The 15495-nt window shown below is 64.1% G+C and carries 11 protein-coding genes and 1 pseudogene; 8 read left to right on the top strand and 4 right to left on the bottom strand.

All coding sequences use genetic code 11. The features are described from left to right. Window positions 1-5 precede the first annotated feature (5 nt). The 8 genes and pseudogenes from BLR05_RS03100 to BLR05_RS26975 all read left to right on the top strand — a co-directional run bounded on the left by BLR05_RS03100 (window position 6) and on the right by BLR05_RS26975 (window position 11259). On the top strand, window positions 6-992 hold the full coding sequence (locus BLR05_RS03100; protein ID WP_092832261.1) for an LD-carboxypeptidase: 987 nt from the start codon (window positions 6-8) through the stop codon (window positions 990-992). Between the two features lie 10 nt (window positions 993-1002). Continuing rightward, the gene (locus tag BLR05_RS03095) at window positions 1003-1950 is read left to right on the top strand and encodes an adenylate/guanylate cyclase domain-containing protein (RefSeq protein ID WP_092832260.1); all 948 of its coding nucleotides are present in this window, start codon (window positions 1003-1005) and stop codon (window positions 1948-1950) included. A gap of 110 nt (window positions 1951-2060) precedes the next feature. Next, entirely contained in the window at window positions 2061-4598 is a 2538-nt protein-coding gene (locus BLR05_RS03090) for a penicillin acylase family protein (protein WP_225979305.1), read from the top strand. Window positions 4599-5344: 746 nt separating this feature from the next. Beyond that, on the top strand, window positions 5345-5521 hold the full coding sequence (locus BLR05_RS26445; RefSeq protein WP_167361182.1) for a hypothetical protein: 177 nt from the start codon (window positions 5345-5347) through the stop codon (window positions 5519-5521). 55 nt (window positions 5522-5576) lie between these two features. Next, window positions 5577-9569 (top strand): RHS repeat-associated core domain-containing protein, encoded by a 3993-nt coding sequence (locus tag BLR05_RS25665; RefSeq protein ID WP_167361181.1) that lies wholly within the window; start codon window positions 5577-5579, stop codon window positions 9567-9569. A 5-nt stretch (window positions 9570-9574) separates the two neighbouring features. Then, window positions 9575-9952 (top strand): hypothetical protein, encoded by a 378-nt coding sequence (locus BLR05_RS25660; protein ID WP_143015853.1) that lies wholly within the window; start codon window positions 9575-9577, stop codon window positions 9950-9952. A gap of 421 nt (window positions 9953-10373) precedes the next feature. After that, window positions 10374-10997: pseudogene (locus tag BLR05_RS27580) on the top strand (aminotransferase class V-fold PLP-dependent enzyme); the annotation flags it as partial. Window positions 10998-11112: 115 nt separating this feature from the next. Further along, on the top strand, window positions 11113-11259 hold the full coding sequence (locus BLR05_RS26975; RefSeq protein WP_230680900.1) for a hypothetical protein: 147 nt from the start codon (window positions 11113-11115) through the stop codon (window positions 11257-11259). Window positions 11260-11283: 24 nt separating this feature from the next. On the opposite strand, the gene BLR05_RS03065 is transcribed toward BLR05_RS26975, so the two are convergent. From BLR05_RS03065 to BLR05_RS03050, 4 genes are all read right to left on the bottom strand, one after another. Beyond that, window positions 11284-12558 carry an acyl-CoA dehydrogenase family protein gene (locus BLR05_RS03065; RefSeq protein ID WP_092832257.1) on the bottom strand — a complete coding sequence of 425 codons (1275 nt, stop codon included), beginning with the start codon at window positions 12556-12558 and terminating at the stop codon, window positions 11284-11286. Window positions 12559-12631: 73 nt separating this feature from the next. After that, the gene (locus tag BLR05_RS03060) at window positions 12632-13717 is read right to left on the bottom strand and encodes a phosphotransferase (protein WP_092832255.1); all 1086 of its coding nucleotides are present in this window, start codon (window positions 13715-13717) and stop codon (window positions 12632-12634) included. A 48-nt stretch (window positions 13718-13765) separates the two neighbouring features. Beyond that, entirely contained in the window at window positions 13766-14485 is a 720-nt protein-coding gene (locus BLR05_RS03055) for a Crp/Fnr family transcriptional regulator (protein ID WP_013594630.1), read from the bottom strand. A gap of 156 nt (window positions 14486-14641) precedes the next feature. Then, window positions 14642-15424, bottom strand: coding sequence for an oxepin-CoA hydrolase, alternative type (locus BLR05_RS03050; protein WP_092832254.1), 783 nt, complete (start codon window positions 15422-15424; stop codon window positions 14642-14644). Between the last annotated feature and the right edge of the window lie 71 nt (window positions 15425-15495).

Raw genomic sequence — 15495 nt, 5'->3', positions numbered from 1 at the left:
GAGCCTTGTCCGAACACGATCACGACCATTCGCATTGCGGCCACGACCATGGCCCGCGCCACATCTACATCTACTCGCCGGCCGGTGCCGTGCGCGACAAGGCTGCGTTCAAGCGCGGCGTCGCCCGCCTGCAGGCCATGGGGCACGAGGTGGAAGTGGATGCGGATGCGCTGGCCGTCCATACCCGCTTCGCGGGCGATGACGCCACCCGCCTCGCCGCCATCCACCGCGCTGCCGCGAGCGGCGCCGACGTGGCGCTCATTTCGCGCGGGGGCTACGGGCTCACCCGCATCCTGGACGGCATCCGCTACAAGGCCGTGGCCAAGGCCGTGGAGAGGGGTACGCAGTTCGTCGGCCTGAGCGATTTCACCGCTTTCCAGGCCGCGCTGCTCGCGAAGACCGGCGCCATGACCTGGGCCGGGCCGGCATTGGTCGGCGACCTCGGCTGCGACGGCGAGCCCGACGACATCATGCTGGCCTGCCTGGACGACCTGTTCACCGGCCACGGCGAGGGCGCCGGATGGCGCATGCACAGCGAGAAGCCGGCGGCCGACGGAAAGCCCGCGGTGAAGGACTGCTACATCCGCAACGCCACGCTCTGGGGCGGCAACCTCGCCATGCTCTGCTCGCTGGTGGGCACGCCCTACCTGCCCCAGGTCAAGGGCGGGATCCTGTTCGTGGAAGACGTGAGCGAGCATCCCTACCGCGTCGAGCGCATGCTCACGCAGCTGCTGCACGCCGGCATCCTCGCGCAGCAGAAGGCCGTCGTCCTCGGCCAGTTCACCGGCTACCAGCTCGCGCTGCACGACAAGGGCTTCAAGCTGCAGACCGTGGTGGACTGGCTGCGCACCCGCATCAATGCGCCCGTGCTCACCAACCTGCCGTTTGGCCACGTGCCCACCAAGGTGCTGCTGCCGGTGGGCACGCCGGTCTCCCTCTCCGTGGAGGGGCGCGACGCCCTGATCTACTGGGGCCACGCCGCCGGGCACTGAGCACCGCTCCATGAGAACCGTCCGGCACACCGTCGTGTTTTCCGACATCGTCGGCACCACGGCGCTGTTCGAGGCGCAGGGCAACACCCGCGCCACCACGGCGGTCACCGGCCTGACCGAATGGATGGCGGCGGCGCTCGGCCTTCACGGCGGGCGGGTGGTGAAAACGCTGGGCGACGGCGTGCTGGCCGTGTTCAGCGAGCCGGCCTCCGCCGTCGCCGCGGTGGTGGACATGGCCCGCCGCCACCACGAGCGGCCCGGCAAGCCGGATGGCGCCATGGACCTGCGCGTCGGCATGGCCTACGGCGAACTGGTGGAAGTGGACGGCGATACCTATGGCGACGCGGTGAACATCGCCTCCCGCCTGTGCGAGCGTGCCGGTGCCCGCGAGATCCTTGCCGATGCCGCCACGGTGGAAATAGCGGGCAGCGTGGAGGGCGCGGGCTACGTGCGCATGGGTGCGCTGGAACTGCGCGGCCGGGCCGAGCCGCTGATGGTGTACCAGGTGGACTGGCGGGTCGGTGACGAGCATGGCCCGCTGACGCAGCGCGCCGGCCTGGCGAGCGAGCTGGCACCGATCCACCCACCCAACACCTGGATCGAGCTGGCATGGTCCGGATCCATCCGCACCTTCGGTGCGTCGGACAGCCCGCTGCACGTGGGCCGGGGCTCGCAGGCGCCGGTCCGGGTCGCAGACCCGCGCGTGTCGCGCGTGCATGCGCGCATCGAGTGGCGCGGCGGCACCGTGGTGTTCACGGACCTCAGCAGCTACGGAAGCTGGGTGCGGTTCGACGGCAGCGAAACCGTGGTGGCGTTGCGCCGCTCCGCCTGCCTGCTGCACGGCAGCGGCCAGATCGCGCTGGGCGTACCCTTCGGGCGCACGGACACGCCCACCCTGGGGTTCGGCGTCACCGACACCGAGCTGCCGGAAACCTGGGACACGCTCCCGCCTTACTGATCGATTTCCCGCGCACGGGCCGCCCACGGCCGCGTTGCTGCACGACAATCGTGCTCCATCTCGAGAGGGGCGAAACCATGCGGTTGCGACAGCGGAAAGCAGGATCCTGGATGCGTTGGAGCGCCGTGGCGGCGGTGGCGCTCGCGTTGCTCGGCGGCGCAGTGGTGGCGTGCTATGTGCAGAGCCGCTTCCCGGCGCTTGACGGCCGGCTCTCCGCGCCCGGGCTCGTGGAACCCGTACAGGTGCGGCGCGACCCCTCCGACGTCACCCACATCCATGCCGCCTCAGCGAAGGACGCGTGGTTCGCCCTGGGCTATGTGCATGCCCAGGAGCGCGCCTGGCAGCTGGAGTTCAACCGGCGCCTTATGCACGGGCAACTGTCCGAACTGTTCGGCCCCGCCGCGCTGGACACCGACAAGCTGATGCGCGCCCTGGACATCATGGGCACCGCACGGCGCCAGTACGCCGGCCTGCCGGCCCCGGCGAAGGAGGCGCTGCAGGCCTATGCCCGCGGCATCGGCAGCTTCCACCGCAGCGGCCGGGCGCTGCCGCCGGAATTCCTGCTGCTGGGCGTGCCGCCCCCGGACGGCAAGGACGGCCGCGACGCCTGGACCCCCGAGGACAGCGTGGGCTGGGCGCTGATGATGGCGCTGGACATGGGCGGCAACTGGGGCCAGGAATTCACGCGCCTCTCGCTCGCCCAGTCGCTGGACACCGACCGCCTGTGGCAGCTGCTGCCCCCGTACCCCGGCGAGCCGCCGGCCACCCGCGTGGACCTGGCCGCGCTCTACCGGGGCCTGGGCATCTACCGCGGCGCGGGGCAGGGCGCTGCCGCGGCGGCCACTTCCTCCGGCACATCCACCGCTGCCTCCACCGCCGTGCCCGGCATGGTGGCGGCCCTGGCGGGCGACGGCACGCGCCAATGGCTGGACTGGTCGCGCGCGCTGGTGAGCGACGCGGGCACCAACGAAGGCAAGGGCAGCAACAACTGGGTGGTGGCAGGGTCGCGCACCGCGAGCGGCAAGCCGCTGCTGGCCAACGATCCCCACCTGGGCCTCTCGGCGCCCGCCATCTGGTACTACGCCGCCCTGCATGCACCGGAAGGCCGCGCTGCCGATGGCTCGCGCATCCCTCCCCTGGAGGTGGTCGGCGCGACCCTGCCGGGCCTGCCGTTCGTGGTGCTGGGCCGCACCGCGGGCGTGGCCTGGGGCTTCACCAACACCAGCCCCGACGTGCAGGACCTCTACATCGAGCGGATCGATCCGGACAACCCGCGCCGCTACCGCACGCCCGACGGCTGGGCGGAGTTCACGGAGCGCCAGGAGACCATCCGCGTCAAGGGCCAGCCCGACGTGGCGGTCACGCTGCGCGCCACCCGGCACGGCCCGGTGCTGAGCGACGTGGTCGAATCCCATGGCCGGGTGCTCGACTTGAAGCGCGCCGTGCTCGCGCTGCGCTGGAGCGCCCTGGACGCCGACAACCGCACCGTGCTGGCGGGCCTGCGCCTGAACCATGCGCGCAACGTGGAAGAGCTTTTCGATGCCCTGTCGGACTACCACTCGCCCATGCAGAACGTCGTGGCCGCCGACACCGGGGGGCGCATCGCCTTCAAGGCCGTCGGCCGCGTGCCCGTGCGCGCCGCAGGCAACGACCTGAACGGCGTCGCGCCCGCCCCCGGCTGGGAGGCACGCTACGACTGGCAGGGCTGGCTGCCCTATGCCGAGACGCCGCAGGACGACGGCGCGGCCCGGGGCTGGATCGCCACCGCCAACCAGCGCATCACGCCCGAGGGCTATCCGCATTTCCTGACCCAGGACTGGGCGCTGCCCTACCGGCACGACCGCATCGTGCAGCAGCTCGAAGCCGCCGGCAAGATCGACATGGCCGGCATGCAGCGCCTGCAGGGCGATGTCGTTTCCCTCGCCACCCGCCGCCTGCTGCCCTACCTGCAGCGGGCGCTGGCGGGGCATCCGCATCCGCTGGCCGGCGCCGTCGCGGCACAACTGCGGGGATTCGACGGTGCCATGCGCGCCGACCGGGCCGCCCCGCTGGTCTTCGCCGCCTGGGTGGACGAACTGGCCCGCGGCACCATCGCTGCGCGCATCGGCGCCGAGCGCTTCGCCGCCACCTATGGCCGGCGCGACTACCGCGCGGGCCTGGAAGGCATCCTCGAGCGCAACGACGCCTGGTGGTGCCAGCCCTCCGGTTGCGAGCGGCAGTCCGCCGAGGCCCTGGGCCGCGCACTGGAACGGCTGGCCGCGCAGCAGGGGCCCGACCCCGCCCGCTGGCAGTGGGGCCGCGCCCACCCGGCCCTGAGCGTGCACCGGCCCTTCGGCAACGTGCCGGCGCTGGCGCGGTTCTTCGACGTGCAGGTGCCGTCGCCGGGCGATGCCTATACGGTCAATGTCGGGCAGTACGACCTTGGCAAGCAGGACGGGCCGTTCGTGAACCGGCATGCCGCTTCGCTGCGGGCGGTCTATGACCTGTCGGACCTGGAGGCCTCGCGCTTCATTTACCAGACGGGGCAGAGCGGGCTGGTGTTCTCGCCGCGGTATCGGGATATGCGGGGGGAGTGGGTGGAGGGGGGGTATCGGGCGTTGCAGTTGCGGCCGGGGCGGTGGAGGCACGAGTCCGAGTTGACTCCGTGAAAACGAGGCAATCGGTGTGTGTGGGTCGATAGTTTTCTTCTTGAGGTCTAGATGCGTATTGACTTAACTACTGTCAAGATTTAGCGTTAATATTTATTGAGGGCAAAGCGCAAACTGGGGTTTCAAGCCGTAGCCTGTTTATTAGCATCCAGCCAGTCGTTGGAAGAGGGCGATGGTTGGACTTTGGAGAATTTTCAATCGGGGATGGTTGTTTTTAGGTTGTATTAATAATTATTAAATTATATTAATAAATCATTGAATTTAATTGGAGGGAAAATGTTCGGGTCAAAAAGAGTGTTCGGGGTATGGTGCTGGCTTGGTATAATTTCTGTCGCTCACGCAGAATATCCCGTCAGAGGTCCGGTTTTTGGCTATGTTTCGGAAGATGTGTACCATACTCCGCTTTCATCGGAGCCCAGTGGTGTTTGTTCTGCGCTCGAGCCTATCCTGCGGCAAAGGATGAAATATTGTGCAGTCGTTCCATCGCAGCAATTGTGCATCCCTGCGGGAGACCGTTGTCCACAGAATGAAAATGAATATGCGGACAACCCTTACATGATTTTGGGGGTTTGCAATAAAAAAGAAAACAATCATCCTTTGTATGTGGGGAATGAATCCCGCTGGGTATTTAGCCGTTGGGCATATGACAACGGAAAAGGGCCTGACGACTGCGTTTGTCCCCCTCCCAGCAATGGCCCGGAGAATCCCTATCTCAGAGATCCCGTAAGCGGCTGGTGTGCTGACAAGTGGCTGCTCGATCCGCCGCCCCCTCCTCCACCCCCTCCGCCGCCACCCCCACCTCCACCTCCACCTCCACCTCCACCTCCACCTCCACCTCCACCTCCACCTCCACCTCCACCTCCACCTCCACCTCCACCTCCACCGCCCCCGGGGCCGCCTGCACCACCGCCACCCTCTCCTGACGGAGATCGAACTGCTCCGGTTTCTTCGTTCCCAGGCCCCCAGGACGGAATGTGTATGGGTGACCCTGTGGTTCCTGCCACCGGAGAGAATTTTCAAGAACAGGCCGATTTTATTGATCCGCAAAAATCAGGGCTGGATTTTATTCGCATTTATCGCAATCACTGGGCTTTGGGCTCTGTCCGGCCGAATCATGGGTGGGGGTCTCAATGGAGTCATAATCATGCCATTGTCTTGAATGTGACTGGTGGTGTTGCCACCATGGTTTTTGGTAATGGTTTTGAGCGCGAATTCAACCGAAACCCGGCAGGAGAGTGGGTCGCCAAGCAGCCGGGGGACTCCATGAGCCAGGCTTCTGGTTTTTGGAACGTTAAATATGCCGAAGATGATTCGAAGTTCAAGTTTGACAGCGCAGGCAAGCTGCTGGAGCGCCGCTATAGGAATGGATGGATCGTTTCGTATGAATATTTCGGTGCTGCATTGACGGGCATCCGGAATCATTTTGGCAGAAGCATCACTTTCGAAAGGAACGGCGGTCGTTTCGTCGAACGTATGAATCGGCCGGACGGATCGATAATTTCCTACTCGTATGCAGGGATTAGCGCTGAGAGCTTCAGCCTGAGCGCTGTTTCCTACGGTGGAAGTTACACGAAGAAATATGTCTATGAAAATTCAAAATACCCGTTGCTGTTGACGGGCCTCATCGATGAAGATGGTAAGCGGTATGCGAGTTTCAACTATGACGACCAAGGCCGCACACTGAAAGCTGCTCATGCTGGTGATGTCTTGGCGTATGAGTTCGATTATTCCAATATCGCTTCTGGAAAAGCGCTCGTAAAGGATGCTCAAGGTCAGCGGCGGGAGTTCGGCTTTGCACGTCAAGATGGCAGCATGGTTATTACAACAGCTTCGGCAGTTCCTGCCTTGGCCTATGACCCAGTAGCTACACGAACCGTGAATTCCGCCGGCTTGGTCTCAACGGAGCAATCTTTTGCTGGCCGTAGAAATATCTATGATTGGAATGAACAACGGAAATTGCCTGTCAAGGTGACACACGCTGCAGGCAGTGCAGATGAAAGGGCGGTAAGTACGGACTGGCATTTGGTTTTCCGGCGTCCTATTAGGATCAAGGACGGAAGCAGGGTCACTGAATACGACTATGATGCTTACGGTAATTTGACCAGTGAACGGCTCTATGATGCGGCACAGGCGGATGGTGCGTCCAAAGCATTGGTACGAACCTGGGAGTATGATGGTTGGCGCTTGGTTTCGTCTTCGGATTTCAATGGGGCCAAGACGATCTACAATTACGGATATCCATTCGGACCAAAACCTCTGGAGGTGCAAAATCCTCTTGGGCATACAACTTCCTATTATTACCAGGATGGTTATCTTTCCTACATGCGTCGCCCAAATGATGTTTCATATGACATCGTTAGTGGTGCCGATCCTCGCCGCCTTGTAACGCAGGTATCCTCTTCTGGCTTGTCGTGGAATTATCAATATAATCAAATAGGAAAAATATCGCGAAAATCAGAACCTTCGGGATATTATGTCGATTATTTTTATGATGATGCGCACAGGCTTTCTACCTGGCGCGATAACCGCGGTGGCTCGGGAAGATATGCCTATGATGGCTTCAATAATGTGCTCCTCTCGGAGGTTAAAGATGCTGCGGGTAAGGTCGTGTGGCTGGAACAAAAGAAATACAACACGTTCAATCAGCTCGAAAGCGTGCAGTCTGGAAACGAGAAAAACATATATGCTTACGACCCTGACGGTAGAGTGACCAGCGAAACCAATGCACTTCAGCAGCGGTATGAGTACGACCGAAATGCATTCGGTCTGACCACGAAGATCACGGATCCCTACAAGAAGACAGCAAGCTTTGCGTACGATGGGCTGGGGGTTATGAAGTCCGCGACTGATTACGCTGGAGTTGCCACCACTTATACCAATGATCTTCGCGGTAATCCCACGCGTGAAATGGTCTCGGACATCGGTACGCTGGATGTCCAATACGACGCAATGGGGCGTGCCATTCAATGGACGGACGCCTTGGCTCGCACAACCAAGGTCAGCAGGGATGCCTTGGGAAGGACCACGCGGCTGCTTTTTTCTGACGGAAAGCAGAGTGTGTTGCGCTATGACCTGACAGGGGCCACATACAACGCCAACAACGCGCCCAAGGCAAGTGTCGGAGCCTTGAGTGAGCTTCTGGACCCAGGCGTGACCACGCGTTTCCGTTATGACGTGATGGGCAGGATCATGGGCAAGACGCAAATACTTGCCTCGAGTGGCGATACCCGGTCGGTGGGGTATTCATACGTTGAGGCCGGCAGCGGCGGTGCGGGGGCACTCGCCAGCATCGCCTATCCCAGCGGACGGCGCCTGCAGTTCCAGTACGACGCTACCGGGCAACTCGTCGGGCTGCGATGGAACGGCCAGATATTGCTCTCTGGAATCACCTGGAATCCCATGGGGCAACCTACGGGTTGGACCTGGGCTGCCGGCAACCTGAAAGAACAGCGAAGCTATAGCGTGGCGGGCCGGTTGACGTCGAGCCGAGTGCTGCCGCAGTTGAATTGGGATGCCGCGGGCCGGCTCACGGGTCTCCAGCAGCAGCATATGCTGCCAGCCGCGAGTGGCGGTGCTGCGCAGCAGGTGCTGCTGTCGAGCGCTTTCACATATGACGCCCTGGGCCGCTTGACCGGCAGTGCCCACAGCCTGCCCGCGAGTGCTGCTCTGCCGAAGGGCTGGGGCCTGGGCGACACCGTGGGTGCTACCTCTAGCGGTTACTCCCTGGATGCCAATGGCAACCGTTCCCAATCCTTTCACAGCAGTGTTGCCGGGGCAGGAACGGCCAAGCTGGAGCGGGTTTATCAACCCGTGCCGGGCAGCAATCGGCTCAAGGGCTACACCGAGACCTTCACGCCCGCAGGCGCCGCAGCGCGCCGCACCGATGTCACCTATGCCCAGGACGCCACCGGGGCGCTCACGAAGAAGGGCGATAGCTATCTGCACTATGGTGCTGATGGCCGCATCGCCAGGGCAGGTGCGACTTCCGATCCCCAGAATGCGCTGGCCGTGGGCTACATCACCAACGCCCTGGGCCAGCGGGTCTTGAAGAGCGACGCACGCATCTCTGGTACGAACGCCAATAGCGCGATCACCCTGCAAACGGTTTATGCGGATGACGGTATCGGCAGTACGGTGCTGGGCCAGTATGGCAATCGCCGCAGCAGCAACAGCGGTGCACCGGCGGGCGAAATGGATAGCACGGAAGTGATCTGGCTGCCCACTGTGTCAGGACCGCTGCCCGTGGCAGCGCAGATCAACGGTCGGCTGTACGCGATCGATGCAGACCATCTGAACACCCCACGCCGCCTGACGAACACCCAAGGTCAGGTTGTATGGCAGTGGCTCACCACCGGCTTCGGAGAGGCAAACCCGACCACAGGATTCACAGGCTATGCGCAAAGCGGTGAAAGCACCGGCCGAAATTACAGTGAACCGGTCCGGTTCGACCTGCGTTATCCGGGTCAGGTGTGGGACGAAGAGACAGGGTTGAACTACAACCTGCATCGGTACTACGATCCTGCGACGGGAAGGTATATACACGCCGATCCGATCGGCTTGGAGGGTGGTTGGAATAGGTTTTTATACGCGAAAGGTAATCCTTCTTCGTATTATGATCCAACCGGTGAGTTTGCGATGGTGATTCCATTTGTCCCAGCTGTTATTTCTGGCGCGGACATTGCCATCGGCATTGGTCTGGGTACATTGGGGTACGGGCTGGATCGCATGTTTGCAAAGCCTGGCAATGAATCCAGGCCTGTGGATGCACCTGCAGGCACCAAGCCGATAGATCAGATGGGAATTGGACGGGGTGATGTCCATGATATTAAAGACGGAGTGGGGGCTGGGGCACGTGACTGGACTGGCATTGCTCCTAACGGCGATGTTGTTACAAGCGGTCGGAATGGTCGCGCAGTCAATCATGGCCCTGCAGATCAGTTTACAAATCGTCCTACCGGCCTCTGCCGCTAAATATTATGCCAAGTAAAATTAGCCTTCAAATTAAGCACGAATCTTGTGATCTTGAAAAACTCGCATCTGATATTAAACTGCCGATCGCGAGAATCTGGGCTGCTGGTGCTGAACGGAAAACTGTTCAGGGAGCCTTGCTGGGAGGTAATTATGAAGAATCGTACCTTTCATTGAAAATTGAATGCCCGGACGAAAGCATTGACGGGGCGATAGGCCTGTTGAAAAATAATTTGATTGCCATGCCTGAAGATTCGGCAAATTTCTTTGCAAAACCGGATCTGAAGAAAACTCTCTACTGCACGCTGGTTTCGGGAGGGGAGAAAATAGGATTGGATATGTTGAGAATTCTCGTTGATTTCAATATAAATCTGGAGATTGATTAAGTTGCATACGTGGTTTAGTGCTTGTGTCGGGTTGTCTCTACGTTCGCAGGTAGCGATCGCGGACGTCGATACCCCACTGGCCGACCACGGTCATCCACCGCGCGGCTTTGCTCGCGTATGAACAGGCTTACAGTGGAGTGCATGGCTGGACTGCCGCTGCTCGAAGCTCTGCGTTCCGAAGCTTGGCTTGCGTAATAACGCCGATTCCAGAGCGACAAGAAAATCGGATTCAGGAGTTTTAATGCTGTATATTTTGGATTAATGGCAGTGAAATAATCACACGGCCGCGGCGAGATGGATGGCACCGACGCGATCTGGCTGCGCACGGTAGCGGTGCCTCTGCCGTGGACAGCCACCTGCGAGCGGGGATGCCCTCTGTCACATGACATAGGCATAACCCTGCCTGCGCGCTGTTTGGCCGATGCGTTTTAATGGTCTAGTGCGATGTGTCCTTTGTTCCATTCGCCCAGCCATGTCTGAGCCATCCCACTATCCCCATCGTCGCCATTTCCTGGGCTCCGCTGCCGCCGCGCCGTTGCTGGCCTGGAGCACCGCTACTCTCGCCGCCCCAACCCACGCTGCCCCGCAGGCTTACTCGTCTTTTGACTGCCTTGCCGTAGACCGGGCGACCGATTGGGCCGAACTCCCGACTCCCCGTGGTTCGGTGGCCACCGACACAGCGCGCTGCGAGGCCGTGCGAAGCCTGTACGACATCGATACCCGTCTGTCCAACCTGGAGAATGGCTACTGGGGCGTGATGGCGCGGCCGGTGCTGGAGGAATATTTGCGGTGGACGTTGCGTGTGAACCGCGAGAACACCGATTACGCGCGCAACCGCATGGGGCCCGACTGGCGAGCGGCGCGCGAGGCCGTGGCCGCGGCGGCGGGGTTCGATGTGGCCGAAGTGGCGCTCACGCGCGGCGCTACCGAGGCGCTGCAGCTGCTCATCATCAACTACTTACGGCTGTCGCTTGGCGACACGGTGCTCTATGCGGACCTGGATTACGACTCTGCGCAGTACGCCATGGATGCGCTGCCGAGGCGCTGCGCCTGCACCGCCAGATCGGCACGCCGACTAGGTTGCGCCACCTGCGCGACCTGTGGGTGGTGCAAGCGCGCAAGCTGCCGGGAATGCAGATCATGGCACCAAGTAGCCGGGCATGGCCACGGCGGCCCAGGCGAATGCCTTCGCGGCGCTGCTGCGCGACAGGTACGGCGTGTTGACGGTGGCGCCAGCCCTCCAAACCCGCGAATCAGACATGGAGCGGCTGGCGGTGGCGCTGCGGGCCGAAGCCCGGCCCGCGTAACGCCGCCACCGTCGGCGCAGCAACTCAGCAGCCGCGCGTCACCGGCACCTCGGCCCCCCGCCCATAGGCCGAATACTTGCCCAGCTCCCACTTAGCGATCGCATTGCGGTGCACCTCGTCCGGGCCGTCCGCGAAGCGCAGGGTGCGCGCGCCGGCGTAGGCATAGGCCAGCGGGAAGTCGTCGCACATGCCGCCGCCGCCGTGCACCTGCATGGCCCAGTCGATCACCTGGCAGGCCATGCTGGGGGCGACCACCTTGATCATCGCGATCTCGGTCTTGGCGACCTTGTTGCCGGCCACGTCCATGAGCCAGGCGGCCTTGAGCGTGAGCAGGCGGGCCATGTCGATCTTGCAGCGGGCCTCGGCGATGCGCTCCTGGGTCACCGTCTGCTGGGCCACGGTCTTGCCGAAGGCGACGCGCGAGGAGGCGCGGCGGCACATCAGCTCCAGCGCGCGTTCGGCCAGGCCGATCAGGCGCATGCAGTGGTGGATGCGGCCGGGGCCCAGGCGGCCCTGGGCGATCTCGAAGCCGCGGCCTTCGCCCAGCAGGATGTTGCTGGCCGGCACGCGCACGTTCTCGAACACCATCTCGACGTGGCCGTGCGGCGCGTCGTCGTAGCCCAGCACGTTGAGCGGGCGCAGGATGCGGATGCCGGCCGTATCCGCTGGCACCAGGACCATGCTCTGCTGCGAGTGCTTGGGCGCTTCGGGGTCGCTCTTGCCCATGGTGATGAAGACCTTGCAGCGTGGATCGGCCGCGCCGGAGATCCACCACTTGCGGCCGTTGATGACGTACTCGTCGCCCTGGCGCTCGATGCGGGTCGAGATGTTGGTCGCGTCGCTGGAGGCCACGTCGGGCTCGGTCATGGCGAAGGCCGAACGGATCTCGCCTTCCAGCAGCGGGCGCAGCCAGCGGGCCTTGTTCTCCTCGCTGCCGTAGCGGGCGATGGTTTCCATGTTGCCGGTGTCGGGCGCGGAGCAGTTGAACACCTCGCTGGCCCAGGGCACGCGGCCCATGATCTCGGCGAGCGGCGCGTATTCCTGGTTGGTGAGCCCGGCGCCTTCGTAGCCGGAGGCCGCGGCGGAATCGACCGGCAGGAACAGGTTCCAGAGGCCGGCCGCGCGGGCCTTGGGCTTGAGTTGCTCGATGGTGTCGAGTGCCGTCCAGCGCCGGCCCGCCGCCGTGTTGGCGGCCAGTTCCGCGGTGTAGGCGGCTTCGGACGGGTAGATGTGCTCGTCCATGAACTTCAGCAGTCGCGCCTGCAGTTCCTTGGTCTTGGGGGCGTAGTCGAAATCCATCGCGGTGTCTCCGGTTGAAATCGGGCCGCGCGGGTGCGCGGAAAGAGGGCAGCGGGGGCGTGCCTGCCGGCGCCTACATGCGCTGCGCGAAGCCCCAGGCCATCTCGGCCAGCGGGCGGGCGCCTTCGCCCGAGGCGCGCGCCTGGGCGCTGGACGCGGTGCCGTCCTCCACGCGCTTGGCGATGCCCTGCAGGATGGAGGCGAGGCGGAACAGGTTGTAGGCGAGGTAGAAGTTCCAGTCCGCGCGCAGCGCTTCGGGCGTGCCGAAGCCGGTGCGCTCGCAGTAGCGGCGGATGTATTCGTCTTCGGTGGGGATGCCCAGCGCGGCGTGGTCCAGGCCGCCGATGCCGCGGAACATGCCGGGCGGGATGTGCCAGGCCATGCAGTGGTAGCTGAAATCCGCGAGCGGGTGCCCGAGGGTGGAGAGCTCCCAGTCCAGCACGGCGATCACGCGCGGCTCGGTGGGATGGAACATCAGGTTGTCGAGCCGGAAGTCGCCGTGCACGATGGAGACGCGGCTTTCGTCGCGCGCGCTCGCGGGCATGTGGGCCGGCAGCCATTCCATGAGCCGGTCCATGGCCTCGATGGGCTGCGTGATGGAGGCCACGTACTGCTTGCTCCAGCGGCCGATCTGCCGCTCGAAGTAGTTGCCCGGCTTGCCGTAGCCCGCGAGGCCGCGCTCGGCGAAGGGCACGGTGTGCAGGGCGGCGATCACGCGGTTCATCTCGTCGTAGATGGCCCCGCGCCCGGCGGGATCCATGTCCGGCAGGGCCTGGTCCCACATCACGCGGCCCTGCAGGAACTCCATGATGTAGAACGCGCGGCCGATCACGGATTCGTCCTCGCACAGCGCGAACATGCGCGGCACCGGCACGCCGGTGCCGGCCAGCCCGCCCATCACCTGGAACTCGCGCTCCACGGCATGGGCGGAGGGCAGCAGCTTCGCCACCGGGCCGGGCTTGGCGCGCATCACGTAGCTGCGTGCCGGGGTGTTCAGCTTGAAGGTGGGGTTGGACTGCCCGCCCTTGAACATCTCCACCGCCAGCGGGCCCTCGAAGCCTTCCACTTGCTCCGCCATCCAGGCCGAGAGGGCATCCGTGTCGAATGCATGCTGCTCGGAAACGGGGCGGGTGCCGGTGAAGTGTTCGTAAGAGGGCATGGGCGGTGATTCCGTGCAGGTGGTGCGTTGGCGATGGGAAGGTCGGCGTCAGTGGTCGGCTTCGGCGATGCGCATCAGGACGTCACGGTCGCGCACGACGAGGCCGCCCGGCTCGATGCGGATGGCGTCCTCGCGCTCCATGGCCTTCAGCTCCTGGTTCACGCGCTGGCGCGATGCGCCCAGCAACTGCGCCAGTTCTTCCTGCGCCAGCTGCAGGCCGATGCGGATCTCGTCGCCCTGCGACAGGCTGGGGATGCCGTAGCTGCGCACGAGGTGCAGCAGCTGCTTGGCCAGCCGCGCGCGCAGCGGCAGGGTATTGAGGTCTTCCACCAGGCCGTAGAGCTGGCGGATGCGCCGCGCATGCAGGCGCAGCATCGCTTCGTAGAACTCCACGTGCGTGGCGAGGATCTTGCGGAAATCCGCCTTCGCCACGCAGAGGATGGTGGTGTCCCCATGCGCGTAGGCATCGTGCGTGCGCCGGTCCCCGTCGAAGATCGACACGTCGCCGAACCAGATGCCCGGCTCCACATACGTCAGCGTGATCTGCTTGCCGGAGATCGACGTGGAGCTCACGCGCACGGCACCCTTCGCGCAGGCGATCCACTCCTCGGGGGGATCGCCGCGGGCGGCGATCAGGCCGCCATCCTTGAAGCGTTTGACGTAGGCGCATCGGAGTATGTCGTGCCGCAGCGAAGGGGAAAGTGAGGAAAACCAGCGACCGGTATTGATCGCCTCTCGTTCTTCGATGGTAAGAATGGGGTCGTCCATGGTCTGTCTTTTGCGTGACTGGAAGCGGGAGCATTGTCGCCCGCGGGACCGGACCGCCCGGCGGCCGCGGGCCCGCGGATGTCGCGCGCGTGTCTGTGCGCGCCCGCGCCGTGCGGCGCGGGACAACGGCGGGGGCCTGGCCAGGCCGGACCGCGCTCAGCGGTAGCGCGGCGTGCGCTTCTCGAGGAAGGCGGCGATGCCTTCGCCGGCGTTCGGATGCTGCAGGTTGCGCACGAACTGGTCGCGCTCGCGTGCGAGCTGCTGGGTGAGGGTGTTTGCGGGTGCCTCCGAAAGTAGTTCCTTCGTGCTGGCGACCGCGTTGGGTGCGTGCGCGGCGAGGGTGTCGGCCAGGGCCAGCGCGCAGGTAAGCGCCTCTCCCGGGCGCGCGAGCCGGTTCACGATGCCCAGCGCATGAAGGCGCTCCGCGCCGATGCGCTCGCCGCACAGCAGCAGTTCGGCGGCGAGCTGGCGCGGCAGTGTGCGTGCCAAGCTCCAGGTGGCGCCGCCGTCCGGCGAGAGGCCGACGCCCGCATAGGCCATCACGAAGGCCGCATCGCGCGCGGCGATGACCATGTCGCAGGCCAGTGCCAGCGAAAAGCCCGCGCCTGCTGCGGCGCCTTCCACGGCTGCGATGACGGGCTTCGGGTACGTGCTGAGCGTTTCGATCCACTGGTGCAGCGCCTCCACGCCCTGCGCCTGCGTCTCTGCGTCCTCCTGGCGGCGCTCCTGCAGCCGCTGCAGGTTGCCACCGGCGCAAAAATGCGCGCCGGCCCCGGTGATGACGACCGCGCGCACGTCGGCACTGCGCTCCGCGCCGTTCAGCGCTTCCACTCCGGCAACGCAGATCGCCGGATCGAGCGCATTGCGCATCTCCGGGTGGTGGATGGTCAACACGAGGGTGTGGTGGGCGTGCGTGCTGCTCTCGAGTCTTGCGGGCATAGGGATGCTGTGTTCGGGCGGATGCGTGGGAGGGGGTGGCACGGTCCGGCGGCGCACCGTGCCAGAGACCG

It is taken from the genome of Paracidovorax cattleyae, assembly GCF_900104515.1.
Lineage (GTDB): Bacteria > Pseudomonadota > Gammaproteobacteria > Burkholderiales > Burkholderiaceae_C > Paracidovorax > Paracidovorax cattleyae.
This window is presented reverse-complemented; position numbering and strand designations above follow the sequence as displayed.